This window comes from Nocardia sp. NPDC049737 (genome assembly GCF_040674755.1).
Lineage (GTDB): Bacteria > Actinomycetota > Actinomycetes > Mycobacteriales > Mycobacteriaceae > Nocardia.
In genome coordinates, this window is record NZ_JBFANH010000027.1 from 82,134 (window position 1) to 101,305 (window position 19,172).

The following is a 19,172-nucleotide window of genomic DNA, read 5'->3' on the forward strand; positions in this document are numbered from 1 at the left end:
ACAGCCTCGACGAGGTCCGCGCCGCAACGGCAACAACTACTGACGCACAACCACCGACATGCCCACGCCCGAAACGAACACGCCAACGAAATCGCAAACCACAGCCTCGACGAGACCCGCGCCGCAACGGCAACAACTACTGACGCACAACCACCGACATGCCCACGCCCGAAACGAACACGCCAACGAAATCGCGAACCGCACCCTCGACGCCGCAATGGGACCAATTACTGAACAACTGATAGGCAGCGGTCAATGCGCGGGCCCCGGGATCCGCGCCACGTGACGACCGAATCAGAAGCTGATCTGCACATACGGTCGACGTCGACGATCTCGCTGCGGCCGAATCCGGCTGGACTCCGCAGCGCGCCGCCGACATGTGCGGCATCGACGCAGATGATCTGCGGCACACCCGCCGCCGAACGACCGCTGTTCAAACCGCCGCCGCGGGCATCCAGCTCACAGAATCGGCCGGCCACCGGTGACCGCGACACGCGCTCCGGAGATGTAGCTTCCGTCGTCGCTGGCGAGCAGCACATAGGTCGGGGCGAGCTCGGCGGGTTGTCCGGCACGGCCGAGTGGGGTGTTGTCACCGAAATTCGCCACCTTCTCCGGCGGCATCGTCGACGGGATCAACGGGGTCCAGATCGGGCCCGGTGCCACGCTGTTGACCCGGATTCCCTTGGGGCCCAACAGCTGTGCCAGACTGGCCGACAGATTCGCGATGGCGGCCTTGGTCGCGGCGTAGGGCGCCAGCGTCGGCGAGGGCATATCGGAATTCACCGAGGAACTGCCGATGATCGACGATCCCGGGGCCATATGCGGCAATGCGGCCTTCACCAGTGCGAAGTAAGCGTTCACGTTCACCCGGAAGGTGTAGTCGAATTCCTCGTCGCTGACCTCCTCGACCGTCTCGTGGGTCATCTGGTAGGCAGCATTGCTCACCAAGACATCCACCTTCCCGAATTCCGCGACCGCGGCGTTGATCACCGCTCGGCAGTGTTCGGGCTCGGCTACGTCGCCCGCGATCGTGACGACTCGGCGGCCGGCCTCGCGGACGAATTCGGCGACCTCGCGCGCGTCATCGTGCTCGTTGAGGTAGGAAATCACCACGTCGGCGCCTTCGCGGGCGAATGCGATCGCCACCGCTCGGCCGATACCGCTGTCCGCGCCGGTGATGACCGCTGCCTTCCCGGTCAACTTGCCGCTGCCGCGATAACTGCGTTCACCGCAGTCCGGCACCGGTTTCATCAGTGTCTGCACACCTGGGACGTCCTGCTGTTGCTCGGCGAAACCCATCGTCCGGCTCCCTTCTCGTCGCCCTCGAAAGCCACCGGTCGGCAGCGGTGACATCCCCGGTAATTGCCCGACCATCCCGGGCCAAACTCCCCCGTCGGGTCAGCCCGGCTTGATATTGGCGTTGCGGTGGAAGACGTTCCCTGGGTCGTATTCGGACTTGATATCGGCCAATTTCGCGTATTTCGCAGGTCCGTAGGATGCGCGAACCCGGTCCTCGCCCGCCTCCGCCATGAAGTTGACGTACCCGCCCTGGTTGGAGGCGAAGGGGCACAGCGCTTCCCAGGTCGAGCGCACCCACGCCCGGTCGGCGGCCAATATCTCGGCGTCGGGGGCGGCGGCTTCGATATTGCAGACGTAGTGTGCCGAGCGCGCGCCGCCGAATGCGGTGTCCTCCTCGCCGACGGCGGTGAAGGCGCCGTCGAGTGTGAAGATCGGCATGAACGACAGCGGCGAAGTCTTCTTCCCGGCCTGCTCGGCCAAGACCGCGATCACTTCGTCCGAGTAGTCGTCTAGATCGAGCGCCTTCTCATATCCGTGAATGCCCCACGGCGCCGACGCATCGAGCATCGACTGCAATCCGGTGAAGGGCATCGGGGTAATGAATTCGAAGAGTGGGGTGAGCGCATCGCGGATCGGCGCCAGCATTTCGGCGTGTTCTTCGGCAGAACCGTAACCGGCGGTAATAAGGGCATGGCCCGGCACGAAGTGGTACTGATCGGGCACGAAGGGCTCCGGCGGCGCGGATAACCCGACGGCGACCAGCACGCCCGACCTGGGCGGCATCGCAGGAATGAAATCACGAATCAGACGGAGTGCCTCAGCCCCTTCCGTCAGTGGCCAGAAGAAGAACCCGACGTGCACTTCGGGCCCGACCTGATGCGCGCGATATTCGAATTCGGTGACGACGCCGAAGTTCCCGCCACCACCGCGCAGTGCCCAGAACAGATCCGAATTCTCGGTCTCGGACGCCCGCACAATGCGGCTATCGGCAAGTACGACCTGCGCCGAGATGAGATTGTCGATCGACAGTCCGGCTACGCGGGTCAGCCAACCCATGCCGCCACCGAGGGTGAGGCCACCGACGCCGGTATCGCTGATCACCCCGCCGGGCACGGCCAGTCCGAACGCCTGGGTCGCGGCATCCATATTCGCCATGGTCGCGCCGCCACCGACCCGGGCGCTACTGGTCGCCGGATCCACAACGACGCTGTTCAGCACGCCGAGATTGATCATGATGCCGCCGTCGCCGACGGCCGTGCCGCTATAGGCGTGGGCACCGCCGCGCACGGCCACCTCGAGGTCGTGGTCCCTGGAAAAAGCCAAGGCCGCGGCCACATCCTCGGCAGATAGACATTGCGCGATCACCGCTGGACGCCGGTCGATGGCACCGTTCCAGATGGATCGGGCATGGTCATAACCAGCGTCGGCAGGAGCGAACACCGGACCGCCCATCGCGGATCGCAGTGCTCTGAAGTCGGAATTCATTGTTCGGGTCATGGCATTTCTCCAGCCACCGGGTCCCCGACCACTCGTGGAAGAGCGGGTCACGCGGTCCGCGTCGCCGACTCTTGCTGCGGCACCGACACAGAGGTGGTGCGATCCCAATGCCACGCACACAACCAGCCATCCGGGTGATGTGGCGCGCTTGACATATTAACGCTGGTGCACCGCGGCCGTACCTGGTTCGGACCCGTCGGCGACGTGTCGGTGCGGCACCGGCCGGAAACTCGATGCTAAAAGCTTGGGTATGAACAGGGGCGAAATCGGAGGAGTATCCAGATCGGTAGTCGGCATCGCTTTGGTGGGGATGCTTGTCGGTACGGCGCTAGGCACGCCGACGGCATTTGCCGACCAGGTCACCATGTCCGCGACGATTTCCATCGATACGGTTTCGGAGGATGGTTCGCGCATAACCGACGTCGAGTACATCGACGACCGGAATACCCGACTACAGGTTTATTCCGCGGCGATGGATGCTGAATTCCCGGTCGAGGTCCAACGTCCCACGGACGGCTCGGTTCCACGGCCGACTTTGTATCTGCTGAACGGCGCGGGCGGTGGCCAGGACGACGCGTCCTGGCAGGCGCAGAGCGACGCTCGGCAGTTCATGTCGGATAAGAATGTGAATCTGGTCCAGCCGATCGGCGGCAGGTTCAGTTACTACACCGACTGGCGCGAGGACGACCCGGTACTGGGTCGCAATAAATGGAAGACCTATCTGACCGATGAATTGCCACCGCTGATCAATGCCGCACTGGGCACCAACGGAGTCAATGCGATCGCGGGAATTTCCGCTTCCACCGCAACAGTGTTGGCATTGCCCATTGCCAGACCCGACCTCTACCGGGCGGCTGCCGCATATAGCGGCTGCGCGCAGACAAGCGATCCGATCGGTTCCAGGTTCCTGAAGCTCGTGATCGCCTGGGGTGGCGGAAACGCCGATAACATGTGGGGCCCGGTCGATTCGCCCGAATGGACGGAAAATGATCCATACCTGCACGCCGATAAATTGCGTGGCATCGACCTCTATCTTTCGTCGGGCAATGGCCTGCCCGGAAAATATGACATGCTGGACGGGGCGCATGCCGAACCCGGCCTCGACGGACTGACAAATCAGGTTCTGCTCGGTGGCGTGATCGAAGCAGCCGCCAATTACTGCATGAAGAATCTGCAGGCGAAGCTTATATCACTCGACATTCCGGCTACCTACAACTTCGATGAGGGAACACATTCCTGGGGTTATTGGGAAGATGAATTGAAGCGATCGTGGCCGGTCCTTTCCCACGGACTCGGCTTGACATAGTAAACCCGAACGCGGGCCGGAGGCCTTGTCCGACCCGCGTTCGGCTGTAATGGCTAGATGGCGAAGATCGAACCGAGCAACGCACCGATAACCGGTACGAAAACGCTTCCGAGACGCAGCAGCAGCTCGGCTTCCTCCTATTGTCGGCGGTGTGGCGATGGGTCGGTGCGATCCTCCCGAGCGGTGCATAGTCGGTAGTTCAACGTTCTCCGCGCGTCGGCGAGTTGCCCGGCGTAAGCATCGGAGACATCGACCGGCGCGGCTACCGACACGCTACGTAAGCAAATAGTCCGTTTTGTGGCGCATGTGACATAGCGTCATCGAATACTTCGGCGCGTAGTCAGGAGACGGCTCGGTGATGTCGAGTATTCGCAGACGGCGATCAGCGCTCGACTGCTCTGCGGCATTGGCAATGGCGGGTTCGATCGCGTATCCGGCCGCGGCCGCGCCACAGCCCGCCAGCGCCCCGCTGCCGCCCGGATTGATCGCGGCCGTCGAGAGTGACCTGGGAATCGATGCGCACGAATATCTCGCACGCGCCGAAAGCGCCCGGCGGCTGGCCGAATTCACACAGCAGGCCCGCCCCGCATACCCGGACATATACGCCGGAGTCCGGATGAATGACGACCGCCCCATCTTCTCCAGCACCGACAGCGAGCGCGCCGCGGACACCGAGTCCCTCGCCGAAAAGGCCGGATTCAGGGTGGAAATCGTTGCCGAGAGTGAGCGCACCCTCGATGCCCGCCGCGTGGCCTTCGACCGTTGGCTACCCGGTCAGCCGAGCATCGTCGTCGATTCGATTGTCGGTAATGGCATCGACCTGGTGAACGCGAGCTCATGACACCCATCGATACGGAAGGCAAACACAACTAAGGAGCGAAATCGATGCTGCGCGTTGCCGCGGCCGCCATTGCGGTCGGTGCCCTCATGGTTTGTGCCGGTCCAGCCGTTGCCGAGGGTTTGGGCGACAGCGTCGTTACGTTCGCCAATGCTCCGAACAGTGCCCCGATCTCCGCCGACGGTCCGGGCGACAGCACCACCACTCCCACCGACGGACTGAGCCACAGCGCCACCACTTCCGCAGACGATCTGAACGACGGCGCCACCACGCTCACCGAAGGGGTCGCCACACAGGCCACCCCGCCCGTCAGTAACCCGAACAGCGGCGTCCCCACATCCGCCAACGGGCTGAACGGCAACGCATCCGCCAATGCCGCTGACAGCAGTGCCATCACGCCCGCACACGGTCCGGGCGACAACGCCGCCACAACCGCCGACACCCCCGACAACGCCATCACGCCCGCAGACGCCCCCGACAGTCCCATCACCCCCGCAGACGGTCCGGGCGAGAGGGTCACCCCTTCAGCAGACTCGTGGGACGACAGCGTCACCACATCCACCGACGGCCTGGATGACGCCCTTGCCACGCCCGTCGAAGAGAGCGACGACGACACCGCCGTCACGCCCGCGGCCAGCTCACACGACACTGTCACAACCACTGTCGGACTCGCGGCCTCACTGATCCGCTTGGGCACCAGGGCCCTCGCCCTGACAGTCGTCCCACTCCACCAATTCCCGGCCTTCGACGCCGTCATCACCCACGAAAGCGGTTGGGACGTCTTCGCCATCAATCCGAAAAGCGGCGCCTACGGCCTCGGCCAAGCACTGCCCGCCGAAAAAATGCAAACCCACGGCGCGGACTGGCGCATCAACCCGCTCACCCAAATCCGCTGGACCTATGACTACATGAACGACCGTTACGGCAGCCCTGATGGCGCGTGGGCATTTTGGCAGCAACACCACTGGTACTGACCATCAGCTCTTGGCTGGTGCGCGGTGCAGTTCTTTCCGGTCGTAGTAACGGGTGACGACACCGCCGAGGACGAGCCCGATGACAAGGCCGAGCAGCGTCATCCAGATCGCGCGGTTCAGTCCGGCCGAGCCGTCGGCATTGAAGTACAGGATTGCCCTGATCCCGAGGTACACCTGATGCATCGGTTCGAAATCGGCAAGCCAGGCAACGGATTTCGGGATCGCCTCGATCGGAATGGTGCCACCGGAGGAGGGCAGACCGAGCACGATGAACAGGATGAGGTTGACCAGCAGCCCTGCGGTGCCGAGCGCCGACACGATCGACAGCGCCGTGACGCCGACCGCGATGATCGCGAAGGTGCTGTAGAGGAACAGCAGCAGCGGCCGCTCGATCGGCATACCGAGCCAATGCCCGACCGCCATGAATATCCCGGCCACAACCGGCGCGCTGCCGGTGATCACGCCCCATTTCAGCAGCAGCGTTCCCAATCGGGAAATCGGCGTCGGCGGATAGTGCACGTACCAGGGACCGAATTCGGTCGGTGTAAAGCCGAGCGAGGAATCGACCATCCCATTGATCACCATGGCGCCGGTGAATCCGGCCAACAGCATCAGCATCGTGTAGAAGAAGGCCGTCAGACCTCCGCCCGTACCCGAGGGCAGTGGATGGAACGGGGTGACGACCACATCGATCGGTTTGGCCAACATCAGCCGACTGAGGCCGACCAGTTCCGGCGCCGATCCGGATGATCGCAGCTGGGTCTGCACGGTCTCGGTGAGCTGCTTGCCGACCGTCTGGTTCGCCTGCGTGAGTGCGTTACCGGCGACCGTCTGCACGACCTGCGATGAGAACGCACCGGACCGCGGATTGGTGTACACCGTGATGATCGGCTGAGTGACATCGCCGGGCAGCACGCCGGCGGTGGCGAAAACGCCGAGCCGCTTGGTGAAATCGCTCGGAATGACGATCGCCCCGTACACATTGCCCGAATTCAACTGCTGCTGTGCCTCATTGATGCCGAGCACCCGCAGATCGATCTTGTCGCTCGGAGTCTGCTGTACCAGCGCGTCGCTGATCTGTTTGCCCACATTGGTCGGCTTCCCGCCGATCACATCCCCGCTGTCCTGATCGACCAGCGCGATCGGAAAGCCGTGCAGATGCTTCGACGGATCGACGACATACGCGAGATACATCGTGGCCAGTAAGGCCATCAGCAGCGACACCACGACCGCCGGTGCGAGCCAGACACGCACACGCGACCGACGAGGACTCGCCTCTTCCGGGTTGGTCATGACAGCACCGTAATTCCCGGACCGAGATACCCGGCTTCATTACCGGACTGTGTCTGCGCGTCAATCCACGATCTGGCGGTGGAACTGCCCCAGGTCGTTGATCGCGGCTCGGGCGTCGGAGAGCAGATCCGCGGCGACGTGATGGACGTGTGGTGCACGGTCCCAGACCTGCAGCCGCACCGGGACGTTCGCTTCGGCACAGCGCAGGGCCAGCATCTCCGCGTCGGGCAGCAGGCATTCGGTGGAGCCCACCTGGATCAGCACCGGTGGTAGACCGGTGAAGTCGTGGTTGACCGGCGACCACATCGGATCGAGTTCGCCATCGAGGGCGACGCCGCGGCGCGCGATTGTTTCCAGTATCCGAGTGGGTATGTAGGAATCGCGGTGCCGGTTGGGGTGCGCATTGCGGGTCGTCGGATCGAAGTCGGCCCACGGTGCGATCGCGGAGAGACCGCCGGGCATCGGCAACCCGCGTTCCCGGATTGCCAGCACCAGCGCGAAGGCGAGTCCGCCGCCTGCCGAGTCACCGGAGACGATGATGCGTTCGGGTTGGAATCCCTGTTCGAGCAGGTATTTATAGGACGCGACGGCGTCATCGAGAGTCTCGGTGAAATGCGCGCCTGGTAGGTGTCGGTAGTCGACATTGAATGCGGGCATCCCGCTGGCGCGCCCGATTTTGGCGACGAGGCGCCGATGGGTATTCAGGCCGCCGCTGATGTACCCGCCGCCGTGGAAGTACAGCAGTGCCGAATCTTGTTGCTGCCGCGGGTCGGGCAGATCGTTGTGCCACAACCATTCGGCGCGGAAGTTCCCCAACTGAACGGTCCGGCGTTTGGTGCCGTTCGGGGGGACGAGCGCGGCGGCCGGTAGCTCGATCAGACGGCTGAGCCAGAGCATTTGCTCGAATCGACCGTTGCCACCCAACAGCGCCAGGGTCGCCAACCCGAACCCGACGGTGCCGCGCAGCAGCGGATGGGCGACCCGAGTTCCGATACCGGCCCGATTGGATGGTTCAACGATCGGTGACGAGGCTTCAGGGAGCGCAGCAGTCGTCACGACCATTGCCATTGTCTGCCCTTATTCGGGCGTGGCGGAATGAGTGTGTTCCAGAAGTCGCGGCGAACCGCGTCCCACAACTGGGTCAGTCCCGGATGAAGTTCTCGTGCTTGCACGAGGTCCGGATAAGCGGCGGGACCGAACGAGAGAACCGGCGCGGCGTCGTATGCGTCGTGCACGGCGACGATCGAGATCAGCCGATTCTGGATCAACCGCCATGTCACACGCAGGCCGTCGACTTCGGTGCGGCATACGTTATCCATCGCCGACTCCTGGTTGTCTTGAATGTAGCTCGCGCTTTTGGCGACCCTTATCGATCGGGCACCCTCGGTGAGATGTCAAGGTCGACCTCCTGCTCACAACGGCTTTCCTGAGCGTCACAGATCCGCCGTGCACAGACATGGGTAGAAACACCCACTTCGCCACCCATATCCGCAGCTCGCGCATGCTCGGTACGCAAACCGCATCCCTCGCTGAGGTTCGATCAGTTAGCGATCGCTTCGGAGACGACCTTCGCAAAGCGTGCCCTCGCACCGCCCCGGGCACGGCTAGATTGGGTCTCATGGGGCGAAGTAGGCCCACTCGCGTGGTCGGTAACCTGCCATTCGCGGTGACAAGTTTCGTCGGACGGCAACGGGAGATCCGCGAGGTCCGGGAGCTGCTCGCGACGGCACGGTTGGTCACGCTCACCGGTGTGGGCGGAGTCGGGAAAACTCGGCTCGCCAGCGAGGTCGCAGCCATTTCCGGCCGGTCGTTCCCGGACGGGGTATGGCTGGTGGATCTGTCCGCCGTCGGCGATCCCGATCTGGTGGCGCAAACGGTGCTGACCAGCCTGGCGATCGTGGACGTATCGAACCGGACCATCGAGGAACAGCTCGTCGAGCACCTGGCCGATCTGCAGGCGTTGATAGTGCTGGACAACTGCGAACACCTGGTCGACGCGTGCAGCGCGCTCTGCAATCTGCTACTGCGATCCTGTGCCGGCCTGCGCATTATGACCACCAGTCGCGAGTTGCTGGGCGTCGCGGGCGAGCACGTATACACGGTTCCGACGCTGTCGATGCCGAGCCCGTACGATCCGGTGACGCTCGGCGCGCTGGCCGCCTACGATGCGCCGGCGATGCTGGTAGAGCGCGCTCGGGCAGTGCGCCCGGACTTGACCCTGACCGAACGTGACGCGGATGTGGTGGCGCGGGTCTGCGAGCGTCTGGACGGGATTCCGCTCGCGATCGAGCTCGCCGCGGCCCGGCTGCGGTCACTGTCGCTGTCCGCGGTGCTGGACCGACTCGAGGATCGGTTCGTGCTGTTGGCCGGCTCTATCCGAGCCGCTGTACCGCGGCAGCGAACGCTGCGGGCGCTGATCGACTGGAGCTACGAGCTGTGCCTGCCGACCGAACAGCTGCTGTGGGCGCGGTTGTCGGTATTCAGCGGCGGATTCACCCTCGCCGCGGCCGAGGGCGTATGCGCCGGTCCCGACCTGCCGCGTGAACGCATTCTGGACCTGATCGACCACCTGGTCGCACAGTCGATCCTGGCGCCGGTGCCGACCGACGGCCCGCCGCGGTATCGGATGCTGGAAACGATCCGTGAATACGGCTGGCAACGGCTGACCGAGCGGGACGCGACCGACTCCGTGTGCAAGCGGCATTGCGACCATTACCTCACGCTCGCCGAGCGGATCGCCGGAGCCTGGAACGGGCCAGGCCAAGCGGCCGGTCTGGCCGAGTTGCGCACCGAGTTCGACAATCTCCAAGCGGCGCTGGACTGGGCCACGAGCACACCGACCGCAGCCCGCGAGGCATTGGCACTGGTCACCGCACTGCGCTATCACTGGTGCGCCGACGGGTTCCTCGGTGAGGGACGCCGGTGGACCGATAGAGCGCTGCGCGTCGCCGATGACGTCTGCCCGGAGCGGGTCTCGGCGCTGTGGGTGGCGGGATGGGTGCGGCTGCTGCTCGGCGACACCGAAGCGGCCACCGAGGCGCTCGACGAATGCGCGGCGGGTGCGGCAGCGATGGGTGACCGCCACTCGCTGGGCTGGGTGAGCTGTCTGCGCGGCACGGCGGAAGCGTTCCCTGGACGTCTCGCACCGGCCATCGCGGCCTTCGAGAAGACCGTCGCGGACTACTCCGACGATGACGACGTGGTCTGCATGACCCTGTTCCAACTCGCCATGGCACAGGCACACGCCGGTGACCGCAGCGCGGGCGCGACGGCCCGCCGCGGCATCGAACTGGCCGACCAGCAGGATGAGCGGTGGACCAAATCCTATTCACTCTGGGCCCTCGGCCACGACCAGTACGTCCGTGGCGACTACGGCACGGCGGTCGAGTCGACGCGCGCCGCATTGGAGATCCAGCGCGAATTCAATGACCACGTGGGCGCGGCGCTGATGATGGAGTTGCTGGCTTGGATCGCCGCCGCCCGCGGCGAATACCGGCATGCGGCGCGACTGATGGGCGCGGTCGGATCGGTCTGGCGACGCATCGGCACCTCGATCACGGCGTTCGGACCACAGCTGGGCGCACAGCACTCGGCCTGCGAGCGCACTCTCACCCAGTCGCTGCGGCAGGCGGAGCAGCGCGCGGAAACAGCGCGCGGTGCGGCGCTGGACCACGCCCAGGCGATCGGCTACGCACTCGATCCCAACCAGACCGCGCAGGAGCCGGACGAGCAGCAGAACACCGAGCTCACAACCCGTGAGCGGCAAGTGGCCGAGTTCGTCGCACAGGGTCTGAGCAACCGGCAGATCGCCGAACGGCTGGTGCTGTCGCCGCGCACCATCGACCGGCATCTGGAGAACATCCTGTGCAAACTCGGCTACTCGTCCCGGGCACAGATAGCCGCATGGACGGCGCGGGCGCACCGAGTGCGATAACGCTCGACCTGGGCAAACGATGTCGGTCGGGATGGACCGCTCGGCAAAAATGGGTATACCCCGGGTAATTCTACCGTCGTATTCAGCCGTCGCGGACGGGACGCTCGGTGAGGACAGCATTCATGGCTATCACACCGAGGTTCCCATGTCCGAGCACAAATACGAGTCCAGCAACAAGCCCATCGGGGCCGAAAACACCATGATGATTCGGCGCTGCGGGCCCTGTAACAAGTTGTTTCCGCCGCTGACCGCCGAATGTTCGTCGTGTGGGTCCTGGGATCTCGAATGGTCGCCGTCGTCGGGTCTCGGATCGGTCGTGTCGTGGCGGCTCGTACACCGAACTGTGAGCCGTCCGCACGCCCAGGTGGTGCCGTTGACGATCGCCATCGTGGAACTCGACGAGGGCCCATGGGTGTACGCGACGATCGAAGGAGAGGTCGCACCGGTTTCGGATCAGCCGGTCCGGGTGCGATTCGAGCCCCATCCTCGGGTGGATCGTTTCCCGGTATTCGCTGTCTGCCCGGCGGAGCCTCATTCGGATGGCGGCGTCCGACCCGCGCCACAGCGTGCGAATGCTTCGATCGATGTGCGCTCGACACATCCTCGCGAGGTCGAGCATCGCTTCGACGCGTGGTGGGTGCGGACATCGCTGCGCCAGTGTGAACTCATGGAGGGCGCGAAGGCAGTCGACACGGCGGCGAAATCCCTGATCAGCTTTGCGATCCGATGGGCACCGTTCGGCGGGGCCTCCGCCGGGGAACTGCTGGTGACCTTCGGTGTGACCCGTCGACGGTTTCTGCACATGCTGGAAGAGGCGCTGGACCCGCGACGGACCGATAGCGTCAATGTGCGGGGGCTGAAGCGCCAGCTGAAGGACGCCCTGACACAGGCGTGGCAGATGAGTCCTGCCGCACTCCCCGCCGGTAGCGCCTGATATAGCCACAACTCGCGATCCGTTCACCTTCGTTGGCGATACGCTGGGCATTGACGAAAGGTGAGCGCATGGCGCCCGGTGCTCGCGCACATGCCGAGTGGATTGCCCGCCGCTGATGACAACGGATGATCCACTCCGGACCCGCCGCGACGCGACCACACCCGTCACGGCTGATTCGAGCGCGTCCGGGTTCGAGGACGCCGCACCAGTCCGGGTATGGGCCCAGCCACCTATAACGGGAGGCCGCACCGGCGTGCTGCCGCTGGAGCTGACCAGTTTCGTCGACCGCCGCGCCGAGACGGCGGAGGTGAAGAATCTGTTGGCCACGTGCCGACTCGTGACGTTGGCCGGGATCGGTGGCGTCGGGAAGACCCGCTTGGCGCTGCGCGCGGCGGCGAACGCTCGACGCGATTTCGCCGATGGCGTCTGGGTTGTCGAACTGGCCGATGTGCACGACCCGTCGATGCTGGTCGAGATCGTGGCGGCCACCCTCGGCCTGATCGACCAGTCCGACCAGCCATTGCTCGACGTGCTGGTCCAATTCCTTAGCTCGCGAGAAATGCTGCTGGTACTCGACAACTGCGAACAAGTGATCGCGGCTTCGGCGGAGCTGGTCGAGACGTTGCTGCTGGCCTGTCCGAATCTGCGGATTCTCGTCACCAGCCGCGAGCCGCTGGATATCGCCGGGGAAGCGACGGTGCGCGTGCTGCCGTTGGCCGTCCCGGATCCGGACCTCGAGCCGCCGTTGCGTGGACTGCCCAAATACGACGCCGTGACCCTGTTCGCCGACCGCGCCGCGGCGGTGGTGCCGGGATTCGAACTCTCTGAGGACAACAAGACCACCGTCGCCCGGATCTGTTCCCGACTGGACGGATTGCCACTGGCGATCGAACTCGCGGCGGCGCGGATGCGCGCGATGTCGCCGGAGCAGATCCTGCAGCGGCTCACCGACCGGTACGCGCTGCTCACCCGCAGTAGCCGCACCGCGCCGACCCGACAGCAGACGCTGCGGTGGTGCATCGACTGGAGCTACCAGCTGTGCACGCCGCCCGAGCAGCGAATGTGGGCCCGGCTATCGGTATTCGCCGGCGGCTTCGAACTCGACGCCGCCGAGCAGGTGTGCGGTGCCGACCTCGCGTCCGGGACGCTGCTCGATGTGCTGTCCTCGCTGGTGGACAAGTCGATTGTGATTCGGGAGGAGCCGGATGGCCTCGTGCGCTTCCGGATGCTCGAGACCATGCGCGACTACGGTCGGGAGAAGCTGCAGGAGACCGGCGAATACCGGGAGCTGCGTCGAGGACACCGCGACTGGTACGAGCGATTGGCCGTGGACACGGAGGCAGGGTGGATCAGCGACCGGCAACTCGATTTGCTCGCGCGGCTCGACCGCGAACAACCGAATCTGCGGGAGGCGCTGGAGTTCTGCGTGTCCGATGCGAGCTCGGAGTCGGCCGAGGCCGGGTTGCGCACCGCCGCCGCCCTCTACCTGTTCTGGAGCTTTCGCGGCCAGTACGGCGAAGGCCGACGCTGGCTCGACCGCACCTTGTCCCACCCCGACGCGCACTCGATACCCGATCGCGTCAAAGCACTACAGACGAGCACGATCATGGCGGCGGTACAGGGGAACCTGGAGCGCGCGGCCGTCATCGTGGAACAGGCATGCACACTGGCCGAACAGGACCCCGCTCCCACCACCAAGGCGCTGGCCGCATTCGCCGAGGGAACCCTGGCGCTGTATCGGGGTGCACACGATCGGGCAGACTCGCTGGTCGAGCCCACCCTCGCGGTATTCGAATCGAATAAGAGAGGACATCTGTACATCTCCGCGTTGTCCATACTCGGTTGGGCATGCGCACTCCGGGGAGATACAAAGCGATCGATCGAATATCGCGAGCAGCTACTTTCCATCACCGAAGCGTGCGGCGAATCGCTGTTCCGGTCGAGCACGCTGTGGGCGATCGGCATGTCCGCATGGCAGCAGGGCGAGCGTTCGCACGTAGAAGAAGTGCTGCTGGAATCGCTGCGAGTCAGCCGACACATACCCAGCCCCCTCGTCGCGGCGCCCGATATCGAGGCACTGGCCTGGACCGCCGGCAATGGTGAACGCTCGGCCATTCTGATGGGTGCCGCCGAAGCCCTGTTGCGCTCCGCCACAGGTGTCGCGACCTTCTTCAACGAGCTATCCCCCTATCACGACGAATGCGACCGCATCACCCGCCGCAGGCTCGGCGACCGAAGATTCGATGCCGCCTTCCGGCGCGGCCAGGCCATGGGGTTGAGCGCCGCGGTGTCCTACGCCCTGGGGGAACTGCCGCCCGCCACCGCACACGATTCCGGCATGGCATTGACCAAGCGTGAGCGGGAGGTTGCGCTCCTCGTCGCCCAAGGACTCACCAATAAACAGATCGCCGCGAAACTCGTGCTCTCCCAACGCACCGCACAGCACCACGTCGAACACATCCTGAGCAAACTCGGCTTCACCTCCCGCACCCAGATCGCCACCTGGATCGTGGACGAGGCCCAGCACTAGGCGCTGCTGACGCTCGGGCGTGTCGCCACGCTGTCGAATAGCTGGCAATCCGCCGAACCGCCATAGTGTGGCGCTATGACTTCCGGGAGCGGTTCGGTCTTGGCCACCAGAACCCTCGCCGTGGGTGGCAAGCGGGTCCTCATCACGATCGGGAGGCCCTGCCCAGACCAGTCGGCGGAGGATTCGGCATATATCTGTCGCATCGATATCGACGGGATGGCCACCGCCCCGATCCGACTAGAAAGCAGCGCGGACACCCCCGCGCGGACAGTAGCGATCGGTCTGCGGAGGACCGCCGAACACTTGGAAGTCGGCCTGGCCGAACTACTATCCGACGCCCACATCGGCATCGCCCCGTACCGGCACCCGGGGGCCGGTCGGGTCGGCGGCGGCCCGACATAACCTCCGGTCGCCGCGCATTCAAGCCCCGCCGCAGACCGTCGGGCACGAGTGAGTGGCAGCGGGTTCGCGATGCCTAGGCACCCTGACGATGTGATGGCACGCAGCTTCCGCGGCGACGATCCTGGATGACGCTGGGCATATCCGTCGACAATGTGACCACGCCGAACGAACAAGCGATTTCGAACCGAAAAGCCTGGCGGCGGGCCGCGGTCAGACGGCGGGGCGGGATGAGGGCATCAAGGCGCCGTCCATGACCTCGGTCCACCATTTTTGCAAAGGGCTGGGGTCGGGCCATCGCACGATGTCCGCGTCGTGACCAGTGGCCGATATGGATGTCGATGTGGATGTCGATGTGCTGGTGGGTGTTTCGGTGTTCACAGGCGATCGTCTTTCACAACGGGCCGGTAGAGGCTCTTACCGGGCACGGTGATCAGTAGCGAGGCAGTCGTAGTCGTCGTCGGTGTCGGGCGGGGTGAACCAGGCTTGGTCGATCCGGTCGTACATCGCGGCGGAATCGAAGGCGGCGCGTACGCGTTCGGCGAGTGGGTGCAGCGTGGTGGTGTCCAGGCCGATGTCGGGGTCGCTGTCACGGACGGGGGTGTTCTGCTCGGCGCAATCGAGGTCGCTGCCTGCCGGGGGTGTGGGCATCGCGGTTTCCTTCCTCGAACGTGATCATCGGATGGTCGGGTGGAAGGGGGCCGGGTGAGCCCGGAAGAACGTGTGCTGACCGGGCCCACCCGTCGACGGAAGGAATCTGACTGACTGTTGTGACGCGCCCCGCGCGGGGCGGGGACGGTACCTGCCTGCTGTGCCACCTCGGGTGGCTGTGCACGCCGACCGGGGAATCCCCGGTCAGTCGGTGCTCGCGGCGCGGCCGGCGGGCACGTCCCGCCACCGGCGAGAACGTTTTCCTGCGGTAAGTACGGGCATCACCTCGCTTTCATCGTTGCTGGTCGGATGCCGGGCAAACCCGGGTGCGGGCGGGCTGCGCTGGGTCGCCGGCATAGGCGGGGGGCCGCCGCACATTGAGTCGGTGGGGCTGCTCCGCTCGCGGTCGGCTCGGTGCGATGCTCAACGCCGAAGCGCTTTCGCCCGGGTCAGGCGTTGATCGCCTGGCGTTCGTGGTCGCCGCGGGCGATCTCGATCTTGCGGGGTTTAGCCTTCTCCGCGACCGGGATCGTCAACCGCAGTACCCCGTCGCGGTAGTCGGCGCGGATCTGGTCGGTGTCGAGGTTCTCGCCCAGAAACAGCTGGCGGCTGAACACACCGCGGGTGCGTTCGGCGGCGATCATCGACCGCCCCTGGTCGAGTTCCGGGCGCGAAGCGCGCACCGTGACCACGTTGCGTTCGACATCCAGATCCAGCGAATCCGGGTCGATGCCGGGCAGATCGAACTCCACAAAGAAGTCGTCACCCTCGCGCCAGGCGTCCATCGGCATCGCCGCCGGGCGGGCCGGCGTGCCGAACACCTGCTGGGTCAAACGATCCAGATCGCGGAAGGGGTCGGTGCGCATCAGCATGGTCGCCACCTCCAGTTCACTCCATTCTCGATCGAAGGGAAATCAGATAACCTATGTCATCTGACATAGATATTATCTAGCACTCGACCCAGGAGAGTGCAAGTACCTGCGAGAGGTAATCTGAAGTCGAAGACAGCGAGGAGCGAAATGTCATTAGGTGGACACGACCGGCACCTGCCCGGGTCGGGTCGGGCGGTGTATGCGATTTCGGTGGCCGCCGAACTCGCCGGGATCGGAATACAAACGCTGCGCCTGTACGAGCAGCATGGGCTGATCGCTCCTGCCCGCAGCCCCGGCGGCACCCGCCGCTACAGTGGCGACGATCTGGTGCGGCTGGCGCGCATCACCACTCTTGCCGGGCAAGGAATCAACCTCGCCGGGATCGCCCGCATCCTCGACCTCGAAGACGCAAACACCGCACTTACCGCAGAACGCGACCAGCTACGCGACAGCGGCAACCACCGGCTGTGACCACCGCCCCAGCTGCGGCGACAGGAATCCAGGCGGTCACGCTATCACCGAATCGAGCACCTTCTTCACTGCCGAAGGCCGCGCGGGCGAACGCGGAGCCGTCTTCCGCAACTCGATCATCTGCGCACCGATCTCCTGAAGCTGCTTGCGCCCCAACTGCTCTCGCACCTTCGGGAACCAGGCTCCCTCTTCCTCATCGATATGATGATCGACGCTTTCGATCAGAACGGTGACTTTGGCGGTGAAGCGTTCATCTTCGGGCTTCATCGCCGCCAACTCCATCACGAGAACATCGGCGACATGGTGCTCTTCATAGGATTCGAGGATGTCGTCTTCCAGTTCGGGCACGAGCTTGCGCACCGTCGGATACATGCACTCGTTTTCGAGGTAGGTGTGCACGGTCAACGCTTCGATGATCTTGTCGACCAACCGTCCCTTCGCGGCGTGCGCACCATCGCCCGCCTTCTCGAAATCACGGAACAGTTTCCGAATCTCCTTGTGGTCTTCCCGCAACAAGACGATCGCATCAGTAGTCACCGCAACTCCTCGAACTCGAACACTCACGGGTTGGATCTATGCCAGGCGTGCCCGCAAAAACAGAACCGAAACCGCCGGTGCAGGTGAGCTCATTGGCAACACGCATATGCGGATGCGCGACAGTCTCGCCGAGGAATTCGCCGCGACGGCGCGCTCGGCGCGGCGGCAACCCTTCGCCGATGAGGGGCCGCCGAGTCGGCCCGCCGTAGACCAGCACGGGCCGCTCCAGCGCCGCGACGGAGACCGCGTGTCGGGCGCTCTTACACGCGTCTCGACCGGGCGGACTCGCGAGAAGAAGCCGCGCCGACTCTACCGCTCAAATCTCATCTCTTCGTAGGCGACGGTGACGCACTCACGCGCTGGCTCCGTATTGTCAGCGTCGAACGAAGGCTCCGTCCAACTGGTCGGGAAAGCGCGAAGCAAGCGAAACCGCTGGAGAGGCTTTTCTTCAGCGTTCATCACGGTGATGGTGATGTCCTGTCTGGGGGAATCCACGCCGCCGTCGACCAACGCGCACTCGATCCAATCGGTGAAGGCTTTGCTCCGGTCGAGCCCCCGGGTGATCTGCACCTCGCCCAGCGTGCCCTCCGACGGCTGGCTTATACCCATCACGTCCTGCACCATTTCCGCCCTGAACTCGCCCAGATCGATGGCGAAGGTGCGGGTGTCGGTCTTGTCCTGGATTTGCATGTCGACCTCCTGAATTCGTAACCGGTGGGTTTCTCTCTCATGAGGCAATGCCACTCGAGAGTACGGCGTGGCTGGGGCCACCGGAGTGGAAATTCGCTCAATCCCGGCCCAGCGCACCCGACCCGGATCCACAGTCGACGCAGAGCAGACGGATGTGCGCGGCGGCGGGTTTGAACAGGGGTTGTTTGGAGACAGGGTCCCATTCGGAGCGGGTGAGTCCGTTCGCCGCTCTCGCTCGGTCGGGGCTATCGATCCCTGTAGCCGTAGTAGAAGGTGGACATGAGGATATCGGGCGGTAAGGCCCGGTACCCCCGCGCGAATCCTGACATCAACGGTCCGGCCCGCCAACGTCGGTAGCCCGAGCGCTACCGGTTGTGGGTAGGCTCGGCGCGGCGGTGATCTGCGATATCGGGAGGCGATGTCACGGTGGCTGGATCGAGTCGGAGGTCGTGGGCGGAGCTGCTGGGTGCTGATGGGCCAGGCGCGGTGGTTTGTATTCGGGTGGCGGTCGGGTTGGTGTTCCTCAGTGAGGGGATCCAGAAGTTTCTGTACCCGGACAAGCTGGGGCCCGGTCGGTTCGACAAGATCGGTATCCCCGCCGCGATGTTCTTCGCGAACCTGGACGGTCTGGTCGAAATCGTTTGCGGCACACTGATTGTGATTGGGTTGCTGACACGCCTGGCGGCGATCCCGCTGCTCATCGACATTATTTTGGCGATCCTGCTGACCAAGCTGCGCGAGCTGCGTCCGGGTGGATTCCAAGGCGTGCAAGGCTTTTGGGGGATGGCGCACGACGCACGCACCGATTTCGCGATGCTGTGCGGCCTGATATTCCTGTTGTGGATCGGCCCCGGCCGCTGGTCTATCGACGCGATCATCATCCGCGGTGCTCGGGCTAGGTCGTTAACGACCGATGTTGCGGCGGAACAGGTTTCGTAGCCGTGTCC

General features: G+C 64.6%; 18 protein-coding genes. 9 read left to right on the forward strand and 9 right to left on the reverse strand.

Translation table 11 applies throughout. The annotated features are described in order from the left end of the window. Nucleotides 1-459: 459 nt before the first annotated feature. Together AB0J47_RS31135 and AB0J47_RS31140 are read right to left on the reverse strand one after the other, a co-directional pair. A complete protein-coding gene (locus AB0J47_RS31135) occupies nt 460-1,299 on the reverse strand; it encodes a glucose 1-dehydrogenase (protein ID WP_364354053.1) in 840 nt (279 codons plus the stop codon). Nucleotides 1,300-1,398: 99 nt separating this feature from the next. Beyond that, on the reverse strand, nt 1,399-2,796 hold the full coding sequence (locus tag AB0J47_RS31140) for an FAD-binding oxidoreductase (protein WP_364354056.1): 1,398 nt from the start codon (nt 2,794-2,796) through the stop codon (nt 1,399-1,401). Nucleotides 2,797-3,160: 364 nt separating this feature from the next. Between AB0J47_RS31140 and AB0J47_RS31145 the strand changes: the two genes are divergently transcribed. The 3 genes from AB0J47_RS31145 to AB0J47_RS31155 all read left to right on the forward strand — a co-directional run bounded on the left by AB0J47_RS31145 (nt 3,161) and on the right by AB0J47_RS31155 (nt 5,914). Next, nucleotides 3,161-4,102, forward strand: a complete 942-nt coding sequence (locus AB0J47_RS31145; protein ID WP_364354242.1) for an alpha/beta hydrolase family protein — start codon at nt 3,161-3,163, stop codon at nt 4,100-4,102. Nucleotides 4,103-4,457: 355 nt separating this feature from the next. After that, nucleotides 4,458-4,943 (forward strand): hypothetical protein, encoded by a 486-nt coding sequence (locus AB0J47_RS31150; RefSeq protein WP_364354059.1) that lies wholly within the window; start codon nt 4,458-4,460, stop codon nt 4,941-4,943. Between the two features lie 44 nt (nt 4,944-4,987). Beyond that, nucleotides 4,988-5,914: a transglycosylase SLT domain-containing protein gene (locus AB0J47_RS31155; protein WP_364354062.1), complete on the forward strand. Its 927-nt coding sequence runs from the start codon at nt 4,988-4,990 to the stop codon at nt 5,912-5,914. A gap of 3 nt (nt 5,915-5,917) precedes the next feature. On the opposite strand, the gene AB0J47_RS31160 is transcribed toward AB0J47_RS31155, so the two are convergent. The 3 genes from AB0J47_RS31160 to AB0J47_RS31170 are packed head-to-tail and all read right to left on the reverse strand — an operon-like array spanning nt 5,918 to nt 8,526. Beyond that, complete coding sequence (locus AB0J47_RS31160; RefSeq protein ID WP_364354065.1) at nt 5,918-7,207, reverse strand: DUF3533 domain-containing protein; 1,290 nt, start codon at nt 7,205-7,207, stop codon at nt 5,918-5,920. Between the two features lie 60 nt (nt 7,208-7,267). Next, nucleotides 7,268-8,263 carry an alpha/beta hydrolase gene (locus tag AB0J47_RS31165; protein ID WP_364354068.1) on the reverse strand — a complete coding sequence of 332 codons (996 nt, stop codon included), beginning with the start codon at nt 8,261-8,263 and terminating at the stop codon, nt 7,268-7,270. Continuing rightward, nucleotides 8,260-8,526, reverse strand: a complete 267-nt coding sequence (locus tag AB0J47_RS31170; protein WP_364354071.1) for a hypothetical protein — start codon at nt 8,524-8,526, stop codon at nt 8,260-8,262. The genes AB0J47_RS31165 and AB0J47_RS31170 overlap by 4 nt, the downstream gene beginning before the upstream one ends. 299 nt (nt 8,527-8,825) lie before the next feature. Between AB0J47_RS31170 and AB0J47_RS31175 the strand changes: the two genes are divergently transcribed. The 4 genes from AB0J47_RS31175 to AB0J47_RS31190 all read left to right on the forward strand — a co-directional run bounded on the left by AB0J47_RS31175 (nt 8,826) and on the right by AB0J47_RS31190 (nt 15,007). Then, nucleotides 8,826-11,141 carry a LuxR C-terminal-related transcriptional regulator gene (locus AB0J47_RS31175; RefSeq protein ID WP_364354074.1) on the forward strand — a complete coding sequence of 772 codons (2,316 nt, stop codon included), beginning with the start codon at nt 8,826-8,828 and terminating at the stop codon, nt 11,139-11,141. 202 nt (nt 11,142-11,343) lie between these two features. Next, the gene (locus tag AB0J47_RS31180; protein WP_364354245.1) at nt 11,344-12,075 is read left to right on the forward strand and encodes an OB-fold domain-containing protein; all 732 of its coding nucleotides are present in this window, start codon (nt 11,344-11,346) and stop codon (nt 12,073-12,075) included. Between the two features lie 115 nt (nt 12,076-12,190). Beyond that, nucleotides 12,191-14,605 carry a LuxR C-terminal-related transcriptional regulator gene (locus AB0J47_RS31185; RefSeq protein ID WP_364354077.1) on the forward strand — a complete coding sequence of 805 codons (2,415 nt, stop codon included), beginning with the start codon at nt 12,191-12,193 and terminating at the stop codon, nt 14,603-14,605. 75 nt (nt 14,606-14,680) lie between these two features. Beyond that, complete coding sequence (locus AB0J47_RS31190) at nt 14,681-15,007, forward strand: hypothetical protein (protein ID WP_364354080.1); 327 nt, start codon at nt 14,681-14,683, stop codon at nt 15,005-15,007. 414 nt (nt 15,008-15,421) lie between these two features. On the opposite strand, the gene AB0J47_RS31195 is transcribed toward AB0J47_RS31190, so the two are convergent. Both AB0J47_RS31195 and AB0J47_RS31200 read right to left on the reverse strand, forming a co-directional pair. Further along, nucleotides 15,422-15,655: a hypothetical protein gene (locus AB0J47_RS31195; RefSeq protein ID WP_364354083.1), complete on the reverse strand. Its 234-nt coding sequence runs from the start codon at nt 15,653-15,655 to the stop codon at nt 15,422-15,424. A gap of 449 nt (nt 15,656-16,104) precedes the next feature. Then, a complete protein-coding gene (locus AB0J47_RS31200) occupies nt 16,105-16,527 on the reverse strand; it encodes an HSP20 family small heat-shock protein (protein WP_364354086.1) in 423 nt (140 codons plus the stop codon). Between the two features lie 147 nt (nt 16,528-16,674). Here AB0J47_RS31200 and AB0J47_RS31205 point away from each other — a divergent pair, with 147 nt between their 5' ends. Beyond that, nucleotides 16,675-16,998, forward strand: a complete 324-nt coding sequence (locus AB0J47_RS31205) for a MerR family transcriptional regulator (protein WP_364354089.1) — start codon at nt 16,675-16,677, stop codon at nt 16,996-16,998. 36 nt (nt 16,999-17,034) lie between these two features. Here AB0J47_RS31205 and AB0J47_RS31210 read toward each other — a convergent pair whose 3' ends face one another. Then, a complete protein-coding gene (locus AB0J47_RS31210; RefSeq protein ID WP_364354092.1) occupies nt 17,035-17,535 on the reverse strand; it encodes a hemerythrin domain-containing protein in 501 nt (166 codons plus the stop codon). A gap of 309 nt (nt 17,536-17,844) precedes the next feature. Then, nucleotides 17,845-18,225: a phage tail protein gene (locus AB0J47_RS31215; protein WP_364354095.1), complete on the reverse strand. Its 381-nt coding sequence runs from the start codon at nt 18,223-18,225 to the stop codon at nt 17,845-17,847. A 462-nt stretch (nt 18,226-18,687) separates the two neighbouring features. On the opposite strand from AB0J47_RS31215, the gene AB0J47_RS31220 reads away from it, so the two are divergent. After that, nucleotides 18,688-19,164 carry a DoxX family protein gene (locus AB0J47_RS31220; RefSeq protein WP_364354248.1) on the forward strand — a complete coding sequence of 159 codons (477 nt, stop codon included), beginning with the start codon at nt 18,688-18,690 and terminating at the stop codon, nt 19,162-19,164. Nucleotides 19,165-19,172: the final 8 nt, after the last annotated feature.